Annotated in this window: 19 protein-coding genes; 9 read left to right on the forward strand and 10 right to left on the reverse strand. The window is 73.5% G+C overall.

Features of this window, described 5'->3' with window-relative positions:
- Positions 1-227 precede the first annotated feature (227 nt).
- A complete protein-coding gene (locus RNC47_RS10565; RefSeq protein ID WP_311597657.1) occupies positions 228-1,205 on the reverse strand; it encodes a LysR family transcriptional regulator in 978 nt (325 codons plus the stop codon).
- Between the two features lie 123 nt (positions 1,206-1,328).
- Here RNC47_RS10565 and RNC47_RS10570 point away from each other — a divergent pair, with 123 nt between their 5' ends.
- Both RNC47_RS10570 and RNC47_RS10575 read left to right on the forward strand, forming a co-directional pair.
- Complete coding sequence (locus tag RNC47_RS10570) at positions 1,329-2,447, forward strand: PrpF domain-containing protein (RefSeq protein WP_311597659.1); 1,119 nt, start codon at positions 1,329-1,331, stop codon at positions 2,445-2,447.
- Positions 2,448-2,486: 39 nt separating this feature from the next.
- The gene (locus RNC47_RS10575) at positions 2,487-3,764 is read left to right on the forward strand and encodes an SLC13 family permease (RefSeq protein WP_311597661.1); all 1,278 of its coding nucleotides are present in this window, start codon (positions 2,487-2,489) and stop codon (positions 3,762-3,764) included.
- 38 nt (positions 3,765-3,802) lie between these two features.
- Here the strand turns inward: RNC47_RS10575 and RNC47_RS10580 are convergent, their stop codons facing one another.
- From RNC47_RS10580 to RNC47_RS10615, 8 genes are all read right to left on the reverse strand, one after another.
- Complete coding sequence (locus RNC47_RS10580; protein ID WP_311597662.1) at positions 3,803-4,291, reverse strand: hypothetical protein; 489 nt, start codon at positions 4,289-4,291, stop codon at positions 3,803-3,805.
- A 91-nt stretch (positions 4,292-4,382) separates the two neighbouring features.
- Complete coding sequence (locus tag RNC47_RS10585) at positions 4,383-5,411, reverse strand: sodium:calcium antiporter (RefSeq protein ID WP_311597736.1); 1,029 nt, start codon at positions 5,409-5,411, stop codon at positions 4,383-4,385.
- Between the two features lie 109 nt (positions 5,412-5,520).
- A complete protein-coding gene (locus tag RNC47_RS10590) occupies positions 5,521-6,561 on the reverse strand; it encodes a hemolysin family protein (protein ID WP_311597663.1) in 1,041 nt (346 codons plus the stop codon).
- A complete protein-coding gene (locus RNC47_RS10595; RefSeq protein ID WP_311597665.1) occupies positions 6,558-7,880 on the reverse strand; it encodes a hemolysin family protein in 1,323 nt (440 codons plus the stop codon). Before RNC47_RS10595 ends, RNC47_RS10590 begins: the two co-directional genes overlap by 4 nt.
- A 232-nt stretch (positions 7,881-8,112) precedes the next feature.
- Entirely contained in the window at positions 8,113-8,316 is a 204-nt protein-coding gene (locus RNC47_RS10600) for a cold-shock protein (protein ID WP_311597666.1), read from the reverse strand.
- Positions 8,317-8,494: 178 nt separating this feature from the next.
- On the reverse strand, positions 8,495-9,160 hold the full coding sequence (locus tag RNC47_RS10605) for an SDR family NAD(P)-dependent oxidoreductase (RefSeq protein WP_311597668.1): 666 nt from the start codon (positions 9,158-9,160) through the stop codon (positions 8,495-8,497).
- Positions 9,161-9,208: 48 nt separating this feature from the next.
- Entirely contained in the window at positions 9,209-10,114 is a 906-nt protein-coding gene (locus tag RNC47_RS10610; protein WP_311597670.1) for a helix-turn-helix transcriptional regulator, read from the reverse strand.
- An 87-nt stretch (positions 10,115-10,201) separates the two neighbouring features.
- Positions 10,202-11,251 carry an NAD(P)-dependent alcohol dehydrogenase gene (locus tag RNC47_RS10615; RefSeq protein WP_311597671.1) on the reverse strand — a complete coding sequence of 350 codons (1,050 nt, stop codon included), beginning with the start codon at positions 11,249-11,251 and terminating at the stop codon, positions 10,202-10,204.
- A gap of 175 nt (positions 11,252-11,426) precedes the next feature.
- On the opposite strand from RNC47_RS10615, the gene RNC47_RS10620 reads away from it, so the two are divergent.
- The 7 genes from RNC47_RS10620 (at position 11,427) to RNC47_RS10650 (ending at position 17,239) form a co-directional block, all read left to right on the forward strand.
- The gene (locus RNC47_RS10620; RefSeq protein WP_311597673.1) at positions 11,427-12,305 is read left to right on the forward strand and encodes an aldo/keto reductase; all 879 of its coding nucleotides are present in this window, start codon (positions 11,427-11,429) and stop codon (positions 12,303-12,305) included.
- Positions 12,306-12,391: 86 nt separating this feature from the next.
- On the forward strand, positions 12,392-13,042 hold the full coding sequence (locus RNC47_RS10625; protein ID WP_311597675.1) for an ArsR/SmtB family transcription factor: 651 nt from the start codon (positions 12,392-12,394) through the stop codon (positions 13,040-13,042).
- Positions 13,039-13,776 carry an SRPBCC family protein gene (locus RNC47_RS10630; protein WP_311597677.1) on the forward strand — a complete coding sequence of 246 codons (738 nt, stop codon included), beginning with the start codon at positions 13,039-13,041 and terminating at the stop codon, positions 13,774-13,776. The genes RNC47_RS10625 and RNC47_RS10630 overlap by 4 nt, the downstream gene beginning before the upstream one ends.
- 32 nt (positions 13,777-13,808) lie before the next feature.
- Positions 13,809-14,381, forward strand: coding sequence for a dihydrofolate reductase family protein (locus tag RNC47_RS10635; protein ID WP_311597679.1), 573 nt, complete (start codon positions 13,809-13,811; stop codon positions 14,379-14,381).
- A gap of 50 nt (positions 14,382-14,431) precedes the next feature.
- Positions 14,432-15,226, forward strand: coding sequence for a class I SAM-dependent methyltransferase (locus RNC47_RS10640; protein WP_311597681.1), 795 nt, complete (start codon positions 14,432-14,434; stop codon positions 15,224-15,226).
- Entirely contained in the window at positions 15,223-16,533 is a 1,311-nt protein-coding gene (locus tag RNC47_RS10645) for an FAD-dependent monooxygenase (RefSeq protein WP_311597682.1), read from the forward strand. The genes RNC47_RS10640 and RNC47_RS10645 overlap by 4 nt, the downstream gene beginning before the upstream one ends.
- A 1-nt stretch (position 16,534) precedes the next feature.
- Positions 16,535-17,239 (forward strand): SDR family NAD(P)-dependent oxidoreductase, encoded by a 705-nt coding sequence (locus tag RNC47_RS10650; RefSeq protein ID WP_311597684.1) that lies wholly within the window; start codon positions 16,535-16,537, stop codon positions 17,237-17,239.
- Between the two features lie 42 nt (positions 17,240-17,281).
- Here the strand turns inward: RNC47_RS10650 and RNC47_RS10655 are convergent, their stop codons facing one another.
- Positions 17,282-18,157 (reverse strand): LLM class F420-dependent oxidoreductase, encoded by an 876-nt coding sequence (locus RNC47_RS10655; protein ID WP_311597685.1) that lies wholly within the window; start codon positions 18,155-18,157, stop codon positions 17,282-17,284.
- Positions 18,158-18,549: the final 392 nt, after the last annotated feature.

Below are 18,549 nucleotides of genomic sequence, written 5' to 3' on the forward strand. Positions count from 1 at the left end.
GTGGGCAACCTCCGGGGGCGCCGGACGGTCCAACCGGGCGGCAACCGCCCCGACCTCGTTGGAGGCCCCATGTCCGCACGCCGACTCCTCGCCACCACCCTCGCCGCCGCCTGCGCCCTGGCCGCGGCGCTCACCGTCTCCGATGTCGCCCCGATCCTCATCGGCGGTGTGCTGATCGGGGCCTGAGCCGCTTCTTGCCGGGCCCGCGAGCCCCGCGGCCGGGCCGGTCAGGCGCGCGGGGCCCGGGGTCCGCCGACGCGGCGGACGGAGCCGAGCTGGTTGCGGTCCAGGTTGGTGTCGGTGAACCGCTCGGCCACCGCGTGCAGGATGTCGATCATGGCGAGGGTGGCCGGCGTGGGCATCCGGTTCTCAGGGCGGGCCAGCAGGATTCGGCGAATCGGCGCGGGCACGTCGGCGCCGAGCCGCACCAGCCGCACGTCGTTGCGCCGGTTGGTGAGCGCGAGCCGGGGCGCGATGGCGATGCCGAGGCCGGCGGCGACCATGGCCTGCGCCTCCTGGTAGTCGTGTGACTCGTAGGCGATCCGCGGCTCGAAGCCGGCGAGCCGGCAGCTGCGCCGCAGCACCTCGGCGACCGGATGGTTGTCGGCCCGAATGATCCAGTGCTGGGCGGCCAGGGAGCGCAGGCTGACCTCGGGCTCGTCGAGGAGCCGGGAGTTGGCCGGGACGACGAGCACGGTGGGGTCGTTGAGCAGGTGGGTCAGGGTCAGGGCCTCGTCGCTGACCCGGTTCCACCGGTAGTCCCACAGCAGGGCGAGCTCGACCTCGCCGGTGTGCAGCATCTCGCGCAGCTGGGCGAGCATCGCCGATCTGACCACCACCTCGGCGCCGGCGTGGGCGCGGGCGAACCGGGTGAGGGCCAGCGGCAGCAGCGAGGCGCTGACGGTGGGGAAGGAGCCGAGCCGCAGGGTGCCGCGGTCGAGTCGGGCGAAGGCGTCGAGATCCGCCTGGGCGGCGCGCAGCTCGCGGCGGATCGCCCGGCCCCTGGCCACCAGCGCCTCCCCCGCGCCGGTCAGCCGCACGCCGCGGGGCAGCCGTTCGAGCAGCGGCTGGCCGACCTCGGCCTCCAGCCGGGACATCTGCTGGGAGGCGGCGGAGGCGGTCATCCCGGCGGCGGACGCGGCGCCGGTCAGCGAGCCGTGTTCGGCGATCTCGGTGAGCAGCAGCAGTCTCCGTACGTTGAGCACGCGTCGAGTCTAGCCTTTAGCTCCACTAAACCCCTTCTAAGAAAATGGGTATTGTTCTCAACTCTTCGCGGTGCCATCGTGAGCGCGTCCACCCCCCGTAATAAGCACAGAAGGACGGCTGAGGTGCGCGTTTCCGCGAGTCTGGTGCGTGGTGGCACGAGCAAGTGCTGGCTGTTCGACCACCGGCACGTCCCCGCCACGCTGGACCGCCTGGAGCGGCTGCTGGTCGACGCGTACGGCGCGAAGGACCCGGTCCACCTGGACGGCGTCGGCGGTGCCACGCCGACCACGTCCAAGGCCGCGGTCGTCAAGCCCTGCCCGGACGAGGGTGTCGACGTCGAGTACCTCTTCGGCCAGGTCGGCATCGGCGTCGACCGGGTCGAGTGGGGCAGCAACTGCGGCAACTGCGCCACGGCGATCGCCCTGTGGTCGGTGGCCAGGGGGCTGGTCCCGGTCGGCGGCGACCTGACCCGGGTCGTGATGCGCAACACCAACACGGGCGCGCTGCTGGAGGCCACCGTCGACACCGCCGGCGGTCTGGTGCCCGAGTTCGGCACCCAGACCGTGCCGGGCACCAGGTCCGGCGGGGTCGCGGTCGGCCTGACCTTCCTCGACCCGGCAGGGCGGACGACGGGCGCGCTGCTGCCGACCGGCAACGCCGACGAGGAGCTGCGGCTGGCGGGCGAGGCGGTCCGGGTGACCATGCTGGACGCCGGCGCGCCCGTCGTCCTGGTCGACGCGGCCGCGGCCGGCCTGACCGGCGCCGAGCCGGTCGCCGCGCTGCGCGGCGAGGTGGGCTGGCTGCGCGCGGTGCGGCACGCCGCCGCGCCCCGGATGGGACTGCTCCGTGCCGGCGAGGAGCCGGGCGACGCGGTGCCCAAGGTGGGGCTCGTCGGCGCGCCGGTGCCCTACGTCAGCTCGACCGGCGACCGTGTGGCCGCGAGCGACTACGACGTCTCGGTGCGGATGCTCACGATGAACGACCCGCACCCGGCGATCGGCCTCACCTCGGCGGTCGCCGTCGCCGCGGCGCACCTCGTTGACGGATCGGTGGTGCGGCGGGTATCAACGGCCACAGCCGACTCCCAGCTGCGCATCGGCACACCCGCCGGTGTGGTGCTGGTCAGCGCGACCGACATCGGCCCATCGGGACCTCACCGGGTCACCGTGCGTCGTGCCGCACGCGTCCTGTGCGACGCCGAGATCCTCGTGCCGGAACCGGCCCTTCCGACAGCGGCCTGACGGTTCCGCCTTCTCTCTCCCCCGGTAAGGACGACAACGATGTCTGCTGAAGCCATATCCATCGCCGCGCTGTTGGTCATGTTCCTGGTCGGCACCGTGCTGCCGATCAACATCGGCATCCTCGCCTTCGTCGCCACGTTCGTGGTCGGCACCTCGGCGCTGGGGATGACCGAGGACGAGATCTTCGCGGGGTTCCCGGTGAACCTGTTCGTGACGATCGTCGGCGTCACCTATCTGTTCTCGATCGCGCGCCGCAACGGCACCATCGACCTGCTGGTCACCGCCGGCGTGCGGCTGGTCCGGGGGAAGGTCGCGCTGATCCCCTGGGTGCTCTTCGTCGTGGCCTCGGTGCTGACGGCGTTCGGCACCTTCACGCCGGCCGCGGTGGCCATCCTGGCGCCGATCGGTATGAACTTCGCCTTCCAGCACCGGCTCAACCCGCTGATGATGGGGATGATGGTGATCAGCGGGGCCCACGCGGGCGCGTTCTCGCCGATCGCCGTGTCGGGCGCGCTCGTCCTGGACATGGTCGAGGACACCTCGGTCTCGGTGTCGGCGCCGACCCTGTTCTTCGCCAGCTTCGGCTTCAACCTGCTGCTGTCCGCCCTGACCTTCGTGCTCCTGCACTGGCGGGCGCGCGCCCGGGTCCCGGCCGGCGCGACCGGGAGCACGGCCGCGGCCGAGCCCGCCGAGCCCGCGGAGGGCACCACTACCGGCGTGACCTGGCGGCAGGCGCTGACGCTCGTCGCGCTGCTCGTCCTGGTGGTCGGCGCGCTGGTCTTCGAGCTGCAGATCGGCTTCCTGGCCCTGGCGGCGGGCGCGGTGCTGGCCCTGGTCGACATGAAGAACCAGGAGAAGGCCGTCGAGGGCATCGGCTGGTCGACCATCCTGCTCGTCGCGGGCATGATGACCTACGTCGCGATGCTGGAGCACGCCGGCACCATCGAGATGATCTCCGAGCACGCGGCCGGCGTCGGCGCGCCGCTGGTCGTCGCCCTGCTGCTGTGCTTCACGGTGGCGGTGACCTCGGCGTTCGCGTCCTCCACGGCCATCCTGACGGCGATCATCCCGATCGCCGTGCCGCTGCTGCTCGCCAGCCACCTGAGCCCGGCCGGTCTGATCGCGGCGCTGGCGATCTCCACGACCATCGTGGACGTGTCGCCGTTCTCGACCAACGGCGCCCTGGTGCTGAGCAACGCCAGGGGCGTCGACCGGCAGGGCTTCTACCGCCAGGTCATGAGCTACACCGCGGGCATCGTCGGCCTCGGCCCGGTCCTCGCCTGGGGCACCCTGGTGCTGGTGCCGTGGTCCTTCTGATCGGGCCGCCGGGGGGCGCGGGCGCCACGCCCGCGCCGTCAGTAGCAGAACCAGGCGTCGGGCAGGTCGTCGTACGCCTCCCGCGACTCCGTGACGTTGTCGTCGTAGGTGACGTACCCGGCCGCCAACCGCTCCGGCCTGAAGGCCAGACCACCGCCGCGCCCCGAGACCGTGGTGGCACGTATCTCGTACGTGGTCCCGGCGCGCGGTTCGGCGGTCAGCGGGTGTCGGGTGGTGTAGCCGTCCGGCTCGCCGCCGAGGCCGATCTCACGCACCGGCTCACCCCCGTCGACCTCGACGCGCCATAACAGCAGTCGTTTGCCGGTCCGCTCGGCGGAGGCCGAGTTCGTGTCGCCGCGCAGGTACAGGCTCATCTCGGTGATGCCGCCTCCGGACTGGCAGTCCCGCACGCTGATGACCGCGTCCTCGGCGTCGTCGCCCTGGACGAAGAACACCCCGTAGTACGGGCCGCACGCGCTCAACAGTGGAATCAGACAGAGGACCGAGATCACTCTTCCCCACCTCATGCGGTGGAGCCTACGAGCGGCAGGGCACCGCGCGGTTCCGCGGACGTCTCGATCCGACGGCGGTCGGCGCCCGGGCGTCGCTGGTGGTGGGTCAGACGGCGAGGGTGGCGACGATCGTGCCGTAGAGGACGATGAGGAGGACGCCGTCGAAGCCGACGCGCAGCCAGCCGCGTTCCTGGCGGACGAGGAGGCCGCCGAGCAGGATCGTGGTCATCACGAGGGCGCCGGCGGTGAGGAACAGCTCGTCGGGGCTGGCCGCGTGGTAGAGGGATCCGCCGCGGTAGGCGAGGTCGCCGACGACGAGGTTGAGCGCGTCGAGGCAGTTGCCGCCGATGACGGCGGCGACCGCGAGGGTCACCGCGCCCCGGCGGACGGCGGCGATGGCGGTGACGGTCTCCGGCAGCGCGTTCACGATGCCCAGCAGGACGGCGCCGACGAAGCCGGCGGCCAGGCCGGTGGCGGCCACGAAGGTCTCCGCGGCCCGGACGACGACCCAGCCTCCGGCCACCACGACGACCGCGATGCCGAGGAACTCGGCCCACAGTCGGCCGTTGCCCCGCCGGGCGGTGGCCGGTCCTTCGTCGGGCACGTCCGGCACGGTCTCGGTGGTCCTGACGGCCACCCACAGGGCGCGGCGCCGGTCGCTGATCAGCCGCAGGCCGCCCCAGTAGCAGAACACCAGGACGGCGGAGGCCGGGTGCACGCCCCACAGGGTGACGTCGGGGCTGAAGGCGGCCATCAGCGTGATGCCGAGCAGGGCGATGAGCAGGCAGCCGAAGAGCAGGTTCGGCAGCGAGGCCGCCGCGTGTTCGAGGTTGACCCTGCGGTAGGCGAGGTCGGCGGCGGCGACGGCCAGGGTCTGGGCGGCGATGCCGCCGACCGCGTTGGAGTAGGCGAGGTCGGGGTGGTTGTCGGCGGCGCTGACGGCGGTCATGACGATCCCGGAGAGGGACGTCACCAGGCCGAAGAAGACGGCGCCGAACAGCGCCTCGCCCTGGCCGGTGCGGTCGGCCAGGACGTCGCCGAGGGTCGCCAGGCGGACGCTGCACAGCACGGTGAGCGCGCCCGCCACCAGGAAGAGGACGATGCTCCAGCCGAGCGGCCATTCTCCGGTCACCAGGTCGGGCACCATCAACTCCTCGTCTCGGAAACGCCGTACCGGGACCGTTTCGGGTACCCGGGGCACGGTGTCGCACGCTTCCGAGCCGGCGTTCAGCGGGCCGTGGGCCTCACTCTCGCGCCACGGGGTCGGGCCGCGCGGCGGGCGCCCCGACCAGTTCCGCCAGGACGTCCTCCATGGTCACGAAGCCGAGCAGGGTGCCCTTGTCGCTGGTGACGGCGGCCAGGTGGGTGGAGGCGGCGCGCATCGCGGTGAGCGCGTCGTCCAGCGGGGTCTCCGGCCGGACGCGGATCACCGGGTGCGCGGCCTCCCGGGGGAACGGACGGTCGCGCTCGACGGCGGCCAGCGCGTCCTTGACGTGCAGGAAGCCGAGCACGGTGGCGCCGGGGCCGGTCACCGGGAAGCGGGAGAAGCCGGAGGTCGCGGCCGCCCGTTCCAGCTCCCGTGGCGTGACGCGGTGGCTGACGGTCGTCATCCGGCTCAGCGGGACGGTGATCTCGGCGACGGCGCGGGTGCCGAGGGCCAGCGCGGTGCGCAGCCGCTCGCTCTCCGCGGTCTCCAGCAGGCCGGCGTCGGACGAGCTCTGCACGATGCGGGCCAGCTCCTCGTCGGTGAACACGGAGGCCACCTCGTCCTTCGGCTCGACCCGCAGCAGTCGCAGCAGGGTGTTGGCGAAGGCGTTGATCCCGAAGATCACCGGGCGCAGTGCCCGGGTGAGGCGCACCAGCGCGGGGCCGAGCACCAGCGCGGTGCGCTCGGGCGCGGCCAGCGCGATGTTCTTCGGCACCATCTCGCCGACGAGCATGTGCAGGTAGGTCGCCACCGAGAGGGCGATGGCGAACGCGATCGGGTGCACCAGGCCGTGCGGCACATGGGCCGCCTCGAACACCGGCTCCAGCAGGTGGGCGATGGCCGGTTCGGCGACCGCGCCGAGCACCAGCGAGGAGACGGTGATGCCCAGCTGGGCGGTGGCCATCATCGGCGAGAGGTGTTGCAGCGCCCACAGCACGGTGCGGGCCCGCCGCTCGCCGGCGGCGGCGCGCGGCTCGACCTGGTCGCGGCGCACCGAGATCAGCGCGAACTCGGCGGCCACGAAGAACGCGTTGGTGAACAGGGTCAGGACGCCGAGGGCGAGTTGGAAGGCGGTCACCGGTCGTCCTCCTGCCGGGTCTCCTCCGGGCGGGGGGCGGTGATCCTGACCCGGTCCGCGCGGTGGTGCTCGGTGGCCAGCACGGTCAGCCGCCAGCCGGTCACGACGGTGGTGTCCCCGGCCTCGGGTATCCGTTCGAGGCGGTGGGCGACGAGTCCGGCGACGGTCTCGTACGGGCCCTCGGGGACGGTCAGGCCGACCGCGTCCCGCAGCTCGTCCACCCGCAGGCCGCCGTCGACCTCCCAGGCGCCCGGGCCGGTGGCGGTCAGCTCGGGGCGCTCGGCCGGGTCGTGCTCGTCACGGACCTCGCCGACGACCTCCTCCACGATGTCCTCCAGCGTCACCACGCCGGCGGTGCCGCCGTACTCGTCGACGACCACCGCCATCGGGCCCTCGTCGCGCAGCCGCTCCAGCAGCCGGTCGACGGGGGCGCTGTCGGGGACCAGCGGCGGCTGCCTGACCAGCTCGGCGACCGGGGTGGTGCGGCGCTTCTCCTCGTCGAGGGCGAGGACGTCCTTGATGTGCACGATGCCGTCGATGTCGTCGAGGCCGGTGTCGTAGACCGGGAACCGGGAGTGGCCGGTGGCCAGCGTGAGGTTGGCGGCGTCGGCGGCGGTGGCCGAGGCGTGCAGGGCGTGGACGTCCACCCGGGGGGTCATCACGTTCTCCGCGGTCAGCTCCCCGAGGTGCAGGGTGCGCACGAACAGCTCGGCGGAGTCGCGCGGCAGCACCCCCTCGGCGGCCGAGTGTCGTGCGAGGGCCACCAGCTCCTGCGGGGTGCGCGCCGACGCCAGCTCCTCGGCCGGCTCCAGGCCGAACCGCCGCACCAGCCGGTTGGCCGTGTCGTTCAGGTGCCGGATCAGCGGGCCGAACGCGGCGGTGAAGCCGCGCTGCGGGCCGGCGACGACCTTGGCGACGGCGACCGGCCGGGAGATCGCCCAGTTCTTCGGGACCAGCTCGCCGATGACCATGAGGAGGATCGTGGAGACGGCGACCCCGAGGGCGACGGCGACCGAGGAGGCCGCGCCGTCGGGCAGCCCGGTCGCGCGCAGCGGGCCGGCCAGCAGGCGGGCCAGCGAGGGCTCGGCGAGCATGCCGATGACCAGGGACGTCACCGTGATGCCGAGCTGGGCGCCGGACAGCTGGAACGTGAGGCGGCGTACGGCCGCCAGCGCGCCGGCCGCGCCCTTCTCGCCGGCCTCGGCGGCGCGCTCCAGCGCGGCGCGCTCCACCGTGGTCAGGGAGAACTCCGCCGCGACGAACACCGCGCAGGCCAGCATCAACGCGAGGGCCAGCGCCAACAACAGCACTTCGGTCACCGTGTCACCCCCGCCCCGGCTGCTCGGTTCGGTCGTTCGGGGGGACACGGCGGCTACTGGGTGGCTCGTCCACGGGGAGTGCGCACGCTCCGTTCGGTCGTCCAGGGCTGTTCGGGTGAGCCCATGCTAAAGGGACGACCGGCGAGCGGCCCGGTGGCCGTAGCCACCCGGAACGCGAGCCGGGGCCCGCACCATGCGGTGCGGGCCCCGGTGGGTGATGCTTCGAAGGCGATCAGGCGGGGGTGATGTTCTCCGCCTGCGGGCCCTTCTGGCCCTGGGTCACGTCGAAGGAGACCCGCTGGCCCTCCTGCAGCTCACGGAAGCCCTGAGCCGCGATGTTCGAGTAGTGGGCGAAGACGTCGGGGCCGCCGCCGTCCTGCTCGATGAAGCCGAAACCCTTTTCGGAGTTGAACCACTTAACAGTGCCCTGAGCCATGACATTCTCCTTCGGTAGGCAGAGGCCCCATCCGGAGAAGCCGGAGAAACAAATAATGCGCCTGAGAGAAGCAATCTCGTCAGGCGCACATAAGTCATATGGGTACCACAACTGCAACTACCTTCAGCCTAGCACGATCCGCCCCGGAAGGAACGCGAAGGCCGACACCTCGGCGTGTTCAGTCGGGCAGGGGTTCCGCGTAGTGCCGGAAGGCGTCGCGGGTCCGGTGTATGTCGTACAGCCGCTCGGCCAGCGCGGTGGGGCTGCTGTGCTCGGCGTCGGGCCGGATGGCACCGGGGACGATCAGCTGCGCGGCGTGGATGTTCTCGGGGGCCAGGGCGTCGTGGAGCATACGGGCGTAGGCGCTTTCGGCGGCGAAGGCGACGGAGGTGCCGGCGCGCTCGGGGTGGGGGCGCACCGCGCTGCCGCCGTTGACGAACAGCAGGGTGCCCCTGCCCAGCTCGCGCATCCCGGGCAGGACGGCGTTCACGCAGGTCACGGGGGACCTGAGGGAGAAGGTGAGCGGGTCGTCCAGGTCGTCGGCGCCGGTGTCGAGGACCGGCCTCATGAAGTCGGCGCGGGGCACCGGGCTGTACTGCAGGATCTCGACCGGGCCCAGGGCGGTGGCCGCCTCGGCGAGCGCGGCGGTCAGCGAGGCGGGGTCGAGGGCGTCCGCGGTGAAGCCGCGGGCGGTGATGTCCGCGCCGGCCAGCTCGGCGGTCAGCGCGTCCAGGTGGCCGCGGTCACGGGCGACGAGGGCGACGGAGTGGCCGGCCGCGCCGAAGCGGCGGGCGGCGGCCAGGCCGAGGCCGGGCCCGGCGCCGACGAGGGCGTAGGTGGTCATGACGGGCTCCCTGAGGGGGACGGGTGCGGTGGCCGGCTTCCCGGCGGGTCAGTCGTTCGTCGTCGTGGTGGGTCGGGCGCTCTCGGCCCGCGCCCGGTCGCCCGTGGCGCCGGACTCGCGGGTCGCCGCCCAGCTGGCGAGCAGCGCGAACTTGTCGGCGGACTCCGTGCCCGGGTCGACGCTGTAGGTGACGATCGACAGGCCCGCCTCGCCCGGCATCTCGAAGACGTCGAACGCGACCTCGACCACGCCGACCTCGGGGTGCCGGAAGGACTTGACGCCGGTGCGGTGCGAGTGCACGTCGTGTCCCGCCCAGTCCTTCCTGAACTGCGGGCTGCACGCCGAGAGCTCGCCGATGAGCGCCGTGAGCTCCCGGTTGAGCGGGTCGCGGCCCGCTTCGAGGCGCATGATGGCCGCCACCGTGCGCCGGGCCTGGGGCCAGTCGACGTAGTAGTCCCGGGCCCGGGGGTCGAGGAAGACGAACCGGGCGATGTTGGGCTGCCGCTGGGTGTCGAAGTGCGGCGCGTACAGGGCCCGCCCCATGAGGTTGGCGGCGACCAGGTCCTGGGTGGCGTTGTGGACGATCGCCGGGACCGCCAGGTTGTCCAGCACGCGCCGGACCGACTCGCGGACCGACCGCTGCGGCCGGCCGCGGCGCGCGGTCGGCGCCGCGGGGGCGGTGCGGGCCAGGTCGAACAGGTGGGCGCGCTCGACGTCGTCGAGCTGGAGCGCCCGCGCGATGGCGTTGAGCACGCTCTCGGAGGCGCCGCGGATGTTGCCCCGCTCCAGGCGCGTGTAGTAGTCCACGCTGACCCCGGCGAGCATGGCGACCTCCTCGCGGCGCAGCCCTGGCACCCGCCGCTCCCCGCCGAAGTCGGGGAGGCCCGCCTGCTCGGGGGTGACGTTCGCGCGGCGGGAGATCAGGAACTCCCGCACCTCGTCCTTGGTGCTCATGACCTCAACGGTAGATCGGTCCCCGGCCCGGGTGGGGGGTCCCGTCGCAACCCCCCACCCGGGCGCACGTCTCGTCGCGGGCGGGGGTCAGGCCGCGGCGAAGGTGCTGGCGTCGATGACGAAGCGGTAGCGCACGTCGGAGGAGAGCACCCGCTCCCAGGCCTCGTTGATCTTCTCCGCCGGGATGATCTCGACCTCGGGGGCGATGCCGTGCTCGGCGCAGAAGTCGAGCATCTCCTGCGTCTCGGCGATGGAGCCGATCTTCGACCCGGCGAAGGAGCGCTGGTTCTCGAACAGGGTGAACAGGGTCACCGGGACGGCCTCGGGCGGGGCGCCGACGCTGACGATGGTGCCGCCGAACGACAGCAGCCCCAGGTAGGCGTCCAGGTCGAGGGGCGCGCTGACGGTGTTGACGATCAGGTCGAAGCTGTTGGCCAGCCGCTCGAACGTCGCCGGGTCGCTGGTGGCGTGGTAGTGGTCGGCGCCGAACCGCAGGCCGTCCTCCCGCTTGCGCGGGCTCTGCGAGAGCACGGTCACCTCGGCGCCCAGGGCGTGGGCGATCTTCACGGCCAGGTGCCCGAGGCCGCCCAGGCCGACGACGGCGACCTTCCGGCCGGGGCCGGCGTTCCAGCGGCGCAGCGGCGAGTACGTGGTGATCCCGGCGCACAGCAGCGGGGCGGCCTTCTCGAACGGGATCGCCTCGGGGATCCGCAGCACGAAGTGCTCGTCGACGACGATCCCGGTGGCGTAGCCGCCCTGGGTGACCCGGCCGTCCCGGTCCTTGCCGTTGTAGGTGTCGGTGAAGCCGTTCAGGCAGTACTGCTCGCGGCCGGCGCGGCAGTTCTCGCACTCCCGGCAGGAGTCGACCATGCAGCCGACGCCGACCCGGTCGCCGACCCGGTGCCGCGTGACCTCGGAGCCGACCTCGGCCACCACGCCGGCGATCTCGTGCCCGACGGTCAGCGGGTAGGGGACCGGCCCCCAGTCGCCGCGGACGGTGTGGATGTCGGAGTGGCAGATGCCGGCCCACCGGATGTCGACGCGGACGTCCCTGGGGCCCACGGCACGCCGCTCGACCACCCCGGGAACGAGCGGCTCCGTGGCGGAGGTGGCGGTGTACGCGGGTACGGAAGTCATGGGTTGTCCTCGGAAGAAGTCGATCGTGGAACGGGTGGTCGACGGCCACGTTTCACCCCGAAGGTAGGCGGACAGACGCGCTGGGTGGGAGGCCCCGTCAGGACCCCCCGCGCGCGGAAGACGCGCCGTTAACGTCGACCGATCACCGGACCAACGTCGAACAGGGATGTTCCCCATGCAGCAGCGCTCCATCGGAGATGTGCGGGTCAGCGCCATCGGGCTCGGCGGGATGCCGATGTCGGTCGAGGGCCGCCCGGACGAGGACCGCTCCGTCGCCACGATCCACGCCGCCCTGGACGCCGGCGTCACCCTCATCGACACCGCCGACGCCTACCACCTCGGCGCCGACGAGGTCGGCCACGACGAGACCGGCCACAACGAGTCCCTGATCGCCAGGGCCCTGCGGACGTGGGGCGGCGACACCTCCGGGATCCTCGTCGCCACCAAGGGCGGCCACCTGCGCACCCAGGACGGCACCTGGATCCTCGACGGCCGGCCGGAACACCTGAAGCGGGCCGCCAGGGAGTCCGCCGCCCGCCTCGGCGTCGAGGCCATCGGCCTCTACCAGCACCACCGGCCGGACCCCGAGGTCCCCTACGCGGAGACCATCGGGGCGCTCGCCGAACTCCTCGACGAGGGCGTGATCCGCCTGGCCGGCATCTCCAACGCCGACCTGGACCAGATCCGGCTGGCCAACGAGGTCCTCGGCGGCCGGCTGGCCGCCGTGCAGAACCAGTTCTCGCCCGCCTTCCGCTCCAGCCTGCCCGAGCTCGACCTCTGTGCCGCGCTGGGCATCGCCTTCCTGCCCTGGAGCCCGCTCGGCGGCATGCGGCACGCCGGGGAGCTCGCCGCGCGGCACGCCGCGTTCGACACGGTCGCCAGGCGGCACGGGGTCAGCCCGCAGCAGGTCTGCCTCGCCTGGGAGCTCGCCCTCTCGCCGACCGTCGTCCCGATCCCCGGCGCCTCCCGGCCGGAGACCATCCGCGACTCCCTCGGCGCCCTGGACCTGACGCTCACCGCCGAGGAGCTCGCCAGCCTGAACGCGGCGGGCTGAGGGGCGGCGCCCCGCACGCCCCCACCCCGCGTACCGACAGATTTTCCTGTCTTGACAAAAATTATTGTCGGTACGAGGCTGGGGGCGTGCTGGACGTCGCTGTGATCGAAGAACCCGCCGCGGCCGAGGCGTCCCTGGACCCGACCCGGTCCCGGATCCTCGCCGCCCTGGCCGAGCCCGGCTCGGCCGCCATGCTGGCCGGCCGCCTCGGGCTGCCCCGGCAGAAGGTCAACTACCACCTCAAGGAGCTGGAGCGGCACGGCCTGGTCGAGCTGGCCGAGGAGCGGCGCAAGGGCAACGTCACCGAGCGGGTGTACCGCGCCACCGCCGCCTCCTACGTGATCTCCCCCAGCGCCCTGGCCGCCGTCCGCCCGGACCCGTCCCGGTCCCCCGACCAGCTCTCCGCCCGCTGGCTGCTGGCGCTCGGGGCCCGGCTCGTGCAGGAGGTCGGCACCCTGCTGACCGGCGCCGCCCGGGCCAGGCGGCGGGTCGCCACCTTCGGCGTCGACGCGGAGGTGCGGTTCGCCTCCGCCGCCGACCGCACGGCCTTCGCCGAGGAGCTGGCCCAGGCCGTCACGGGCCTCGTCAGCCGCTACCACGACGAGTTCGCCCCCGGCGGCCGGAGCCACCGGGTGGTCGTCGGACTCCACCAGATCCCGCAGATCCCGGCCGAGCGGCCCGCCACCGAGGGGACGCCGGAGCAGGCGTCCGACGCGCGACAGGAGAACCCGCGATGACGCACCCCTTCGAGATCGAGCAGCGGGCCGACCTCCCGGCCGGTCCGGAGGAGGTCTGGGAGGCCATCGCCACCGGCCCGGGGATCGACTCCTGGTTCATGGGGCGCAACGAGGTCGAGCCGCGCGAGGGCGGCACCACCGTCATGGAGACCGGGGGCCAGCGGGAGGAGGCCGTGGTCACCGCCTACGAGCCGGGCAAGCGCTTCGCCACCCGCACGCCCACCGCCGAGGACGGCCGCTTCATGGCCTTCGAGTACCTGATCGAGGGGCGCGACGGCGGCAGCACCGTGCTCCGCGTCGTCCACAGCGGCCTGCTCGGCGACGACTGGCAGGACGAGTACGACGCGCTGCGCCGCGGCTGGCCGTTCCACCTCCACACGCTCACCGAGTACCTGGCCCACTTCCCCGGCCGCACCGGCACCCCCGTCTTCGCCGTGGCGCCGGCCGGCGAACAGCCGGTGCGGCGGGTGCGGGACGCCCTCACCCGCGCCCTCTCGCTGCCGAGCCGGGTCGCCGTGGGCGCGCGGGCCCACGCCGAGCCGGCCGGCCTGCCGCCGCTGGACGGCGAGGTGACCTGGGCGGACGACGAGCGCTTCGCGGTCCGCACCGCCGACGGGATCTACACCTTCCACCACTTCCCCGGCGTGGCGCTGATGTTCCACCACCTCTTCGGCCCCGCCCCGGAGGCCGCCGAGGCCGCCTGGCAGCGGTGGCTGACCGACCTCGTGGCCTGACCGGCCCCCTACCGAGACAACGGGAGAACCTCATGCGCACCCTGATCAGCACCGCCTTCGTGTCGCTCGACGGCGTCGTGGAGGCACCGGGCGGCGAGCCCGGTTACCGCAACGCGGGATGGACCTTCAAGGAGGTCGAGTTCCTTCCCGAGGCGTTCGAGATCAAGGACCGGGAGCAGCGGGAGTCCACCGCGCTCCTGCTGGGCCGGGTCAGCTACGAGTCGTTCAGCCCGGTCTGGCCCGGCATGGCGGACTTCGCGCACTACAACACGCTGCCGAAGTACGTCGTCTCCACCACCCTCACCGAGGACCGGCTGGTCACCGACTGGGGCGAGACCACCGTCCTGCGCTCCCTCGACGAGGTCGCCGCGCTGAAGGAGACCGAGGGCGGCCCGATCATCGTCCACGGCAGCGCGACCCTGAACCACGGCCTCTCGGACGCCGGCCTGATCGACCGCTACCACCTGCTCGTCTTCCCGCTGCTGCTCGGCGCGGGCAAGCGCCTGTTCAGCACCACGGACAGGGACACCCAGCGGCTGCGTCTGGTGGAGCACGAGGTCTACGGGAACGGCCTGCAGAAGCAGGTCCTCGACGTCGTCCGCTGACCCGGCGGCGCCCTCCGGTGACTCCCGGGGGACGGTCTCGTTCACCGGTCATGACGCCGAGAACGACCGGACGCGCGGAGCAGGCTCCGCCCGCCACGACCGTCCACCTGCCGCGCGGCGGCCCCGACGCGTCCTGGTGGGACCGCAGGTTCGAGACCGACCGGGTGGAGTACATCGACCGCCCGGACGCCGAGGCGCGGTGCCGGCGGGTGCTCCGCGGCCTGCACCGGTTCCAGCGCCTCACGGGCGCCTACCGGGTCTTCAGCCGTCTCGCCCTCGCCGAGGTCGAGGGGGTGCCCGAGCCGCGCGTGCTGGAGCTCGGCGCCGGCTACGGCTCGCTGGCGCGGCACCTCGTCGACCGGCACCCCACCGTCAGGATCACCGTCAGCGACGTGAACCCCGCCGTGGTCGACGCCGTCCGCCGGGGACCGATCGGGCACCACCCGCGGGTCGACTGCTCGGTGGTCGACGCCACCGCGATCGACGCCGACGACGGCGCGTACGACCTGGCGGTGCTGACCACCTCGCTGCACCACCTGGCGCCGGACGGGGTGGCGGCGTTGCTCAGGGAGGGCACCAGGGCCGCCAGGACTCTGCTGGTCGTGGACGGCTGGCGCACCCCGCTGCTGCTCGGGGCCGTGCCGCTGATGTTCCTGACCGGCGGACCGGCGCAGGCCCACGACGGCATCCTCAGCGTGCGCAAGATGTACGGCGCCGCGGCCCTGCACGCCCTGGCCGAGCGGTGCGGGGCGCCGGTCCGGCTGCGCACCCGGTTCGCGCTGCCCGGCTACCTGGTCGCCAGCGCGGCGCGCGACCCGCGCCCGCCCCGGAGGGCGGCCGGTTGAGCCGCCGCCCGGCCGGGCGGCGGCTCAGCACCCAGGTCGCGATCGTCGGCGCCGGGCCCGCCGGTCTGGTGCTCGCCTGCGCGCTGGGGCGGGTCGGCGTCGACGCGCTCGTCTTGGAGCGGCATCCCCGCGAGGTCGTCGAGCGGCGCCCCAGGGCCGGGCTCCTCGAACCGCGGGTCGTCGCGTACCTGCGCTCGCTCGGCCTGGCGGACCGGCTGCTGGTCGAGGGCACCCGGCACGGCTGGTGCGACTTCCTGTGCCGCGGCGAGCGGCTGCGCGTCGACTACGCCGCCCACAGCGGCGGGCTCCGGCACTGGGTCTATCCGCAGCAGTCGCTGGTGCGCGACCTGGTCGCCGCCCTGTGCGGAGCGGGCCGCCCGCCGCTGTTCGGCCGGCCGGTGACCGCCGTGCCGGCTCCGGCCACGGGCCGTCCGCGCGTCGAGTGCGCGGGTCTGGAGATCGACTGCGAGTACGTGGTGGGCTGCGACGGCGCGCACGGCGTGACCGGCGACGCGTTGCCGAGGGCCCTGAGCGGCCGCGGCGTCCGCCGTTACCCCTACGACTGGCTCACCGTGCTGGCGGAGGTGGACCGCCCGGTGGCGGGCGTGCTCTACGCCCTCCACGAGGAGGGCTTCGCCGGTCTGATGCCGCGGAGCCACCACGTCGCCCGGCTCTACCTCCAGGTCCCGGCCGGCGACGACCCCGCGCGCTGGCCCGCCCCCCGGATCCACGAGCGGCTGCGGGTCCGCCTCGCCGGGGTCGTCGGGGAGCTGCCGCGGATCGGCCGCGTCACCGGGACGGGCGTGCTGCGCATGCGGAGCAGCATCAGGGACCACCTGGTGAGCGGCCGGCTGCTGCTGGCCGGCGACGCGGCGCACGTCCTGACCCCCTCGGGCGCCAAGGGCATGAACCTCGCCATCGCCGACGCCGCCGAGCTGGCCCACGCCTTCGCGCGCCGGTACCTGGACGGCGACCGGCAGGGGCTCGCCGCCTACGCCGCCCGCCGGCTGCCGCACGTGCACGCCACCCAGCGGTTCTCGGACCGGCTGCTGCGGCTGCTGCACCTGTCGCCGCGCGACCTGCACGACCCCCCGCGCGCCCTGGCCCTCCGGGCCGCCGAGATCCGCCGGCTGACCGAACCGGGCCGGCACGCCACCGCCTTCGCCCGCCAGTACGTCGGCGCGGGCCCCGAACTGCCGCCCCTCCCGGCCGCCACGGCGCGGGGCGTACGGTCGGGGGCGTGGCCGACCGCGGCGAGGCCCGGACCGGTTCACGCGTCCCACACCACCCAGACGGGAGACGACTGACATGGCACTGGTCCTGGTCACCGGGGCGTCCACCGGCCTCGGGCGCGGCACGGCCGAGGCGTTGGCCGACGACGGGCACGAGGTGGTCGTGCACGCCCGCAACCCCGCCCGGATCACGGACCCCGCCCGCTGGAAGGGCGTCGTCTTCGGGGACCTCGCCGATCCGGACGAGACCCGGGGCGTCGCCCGGCAGGCCGCCGGGTTCGGCCGCTTCGACGCCGTCATCCACAACGCCGGCGTCCTGGGTTCCCCCGACGTGGTGGCCGTCAACGTCCTCGCGCCCTACCTGCTGACCGCCCTGCTGGAGAAGCCGGGCAGGCTCGTCTACCTCAGCAGCTCCATGCACCGCACCGGCTCCACCAACCTGCGGCGGCTGACCGCCGGCACCGCCTCGTACGACGACACCAAGCTGTGGGTCACCGCGCTGGCCCTCGCGTTCGCCGCCCGGTGGGAGGGGACGTCGAGCCACGCGGTCGACCCCGGCTGGGTCCCCACCCGCATGGGCGGCGCCGGCGCCCCGGACGACCTGGTCGCCGGCCACCGCACCCAGGCCTGGCTCGCCACCCACCCCGACGTGACCCCGCCCACCGGCGGCTACTGGTACCACCAGCGGACGCAGGCGCCACACCCCGCCGCGCTGGACGAGGACTTCCAGGCCCGCCTCGTCCGAACCCTGGAGACCCACACCGGCGTCCCCCTCGACTGACCGCGCCGGTGGCGCCGCGCTGGGGCCCTGCGGGTGGGCTGCTCAGCCGAGTTCGGCCAGGCGCCGTACCGCCGGCGCCACCCGCTCCTCGATCCAGCGGGCCGGCCGGGGTTCCGCCGTGGCCGCGATGACGGTGTCGATGCCGAGTCCGGCGTGGTCGGCCATCTCCCGGCCGAAGGCGTCGAGATCGCCGAGCGCCTCCCCCCGGCAGATCACCGTCTTGCGGATCCGGTCGTAGTCCCGCCCGAGGTCGTCGCAGTGGCGGCGCAGCACGTCCAGCTTGTGCGCGGTCTCCTGCGGGGTGGAGGTGAGCAGGTTGCAGGCGTCGGCGTACTGGGCCACCAGCCGCAGCGTCTTCTTCTCACCGCTGCCGCCGATCATGATCTCCGGGTGCGGACGGCTCAGCGGCGCGGGCACGTCGCGGGGTTCGGCCAGGCGGTAGTACTCGCCCTCGAAGGGGCCGTTGTCCTCCGGGTCCCATACCCGCAGGCAGATCCGCAACGTCTCCTCGAGTCGCTCGAACCGCTCGGCGACCGGCGGGAACGGCACGCCGAGCCCCAGGTGCTCGCGTTCGTACCAGGCGGCGCCGATGCCGAGGGTGGCCCGGCCGCCGGAGAGGGTGTCCAGGGTGCTGACGATCTTGGCCAGCAGCCCCGGATGGCGGTAGGTCACCCCGGTCACCAGCGCGCCGAGCCGAACGGTGGAGGTGTGCGCGGCCAGGTAGCCGAGGGTCGTGTAGCACTCGAGCATGGCGAGTTCGGGGCCGCCCAGCTGCTCCATCTGGAAGTAGTGGTCCATCACCGACAGCCAGCTCGCCCCCGCCGCCTCGGCCGCCGCTCCCGCGGCGGCCAGCTCGGGGCCCAGCGCGCCCGGCCCGTCCGGGTGGTCGAACCCCGTGATGTGAACGCCCAGCTGCATGTTCCCACTCCTCGTGAGGTTCTGTCGGGTGCGGATCACCCGCTCGGCCGTGCGGTGAGCCTGCCGTTGCGCCCCGGGGAAAGCCCGGTCCCGGCACGGGTGTTACTCGGGCGCCGGCGGACGCCTTCAGCAGGCGTGCCTTCCCGTGGGAGGCCACGATATGCACACGCGGGCGCCACGGAAACGCCACCCGCCGCACGCGGCTTCACACACGGCCCGGCCACCCGCACGGCCGGCCGTCGCCCCACCGCCTCGCCGGCTTCCGGGAGTCACCGGGCAAACACCTGGTCAGCGGGGCCTGACGTGCCAGGACCGCCGCCGGACCCAGGTAGTTAATTTCATGTGCCAATTATCTCGGGCAGGTTCCCCTGCCCGTTGGCCGCGCTTACGGT

It is taken from the genome of Streptomyces millisiae, from assembly GCF_031845425.1.
In the GTDB taxonomy this organism is placed as follows: domain Bacteria; phylum Actinomycetota; class Actinomycetes; order Streptomycetales; family Streptomycetaceae; genus Streptomyces; species Streptomyces millisiae.

Excerpts from the sequence above, each read along its gene's own strand:
- RNC47_RS10575 (WP_311597661.1), top strand. The coding sequence starts at position 2,487 with ATGTCTGCTGAAGCCATATCCATCGCCGCGCTGTTGGTCATGTTCCTG.
- RNC47_RS10580 (WP_311597662.1), bottom strand. The coding sequence starts at position 4,291 with ATGAGGTGGGGAAGAGTGATCTCGGTCCTCTGTCTGATTCCACTGTTG.
- RNC47_RS10600 (WP_311597666.1), bottom strand. The coding sequence starts at position 8,316 with ATGGCTCAGGGCACTGTTAAGTGGTTCAACTCCGAAAAGGGTTTCGGC.
- RNC47_RS10605 (WP_311597668.1), bottom strand. The coding sequence starts at position 9,160 with ATGACCACCTACGCCCTCGTCGGCGCCGGGCCCGGCCTCGGCCTGGCC.
- RNC47_RS10610 (WP_311597670.1), bottom strand. The coding sequence starts at position 10,114 with ATGAGCACCAAGGACGAGGTGCGGGAGTTCCTGATCTCCCGCCGCGCG.
- RNC47_RS10615 (WP_311597671.1), bottom strand. The coding sequence starts at position 11,251 with ATGACTTCCGTACCCGCGTACACCGCCACCTCCGCCACGGAGCCGCTC.
- RNC47_RS10620 (WP_311597673.1), top strand. The coding sequence starts at position 11,427 with ATGCAGCAGCGCTCCATCGGAGATGTGCGGGTCAGCGCCATCGGGCTC.
- RNC47_RS10630 (WP_311597677.1), top strand. The coding sequence starts at position 13,039 with ATGACGCACCCCTTCGAGATCGAGCAGCGGGCCGACCTCCCGGCCGGT.
- RNC47_RS10635 (WP_311597679.1), top strand. The coding sequence starts at position 13,809 with ATGCGCACCCTGATCAGCACCGCCTTCGTGTCGCTCGACGGCGTCGTG.
- RNC47_RS10640 (WP_311597681.1), top strand. The coding sequence starts at position 14,432 with ATGACGCCGAGAACGACCGGACGCGCGGAGCAGGCTCCGCCCGCCACG.
- RNC47_RS10650 (WP_311597684.1), top strand. The coding sequence starts at position 16,535 with ATGGCACTGGTCCTGGTCACCGGGGCGTCCACCGGCCTCGGGCGCGGC.
- RNC47_RS10655 (WP_311597685.1), bottom strand. The coding sequence starts at position 18,157 with ATGCAGCTGGGCGTTCACATCACGGGGTTCGACCACCCGGACGGGCCG.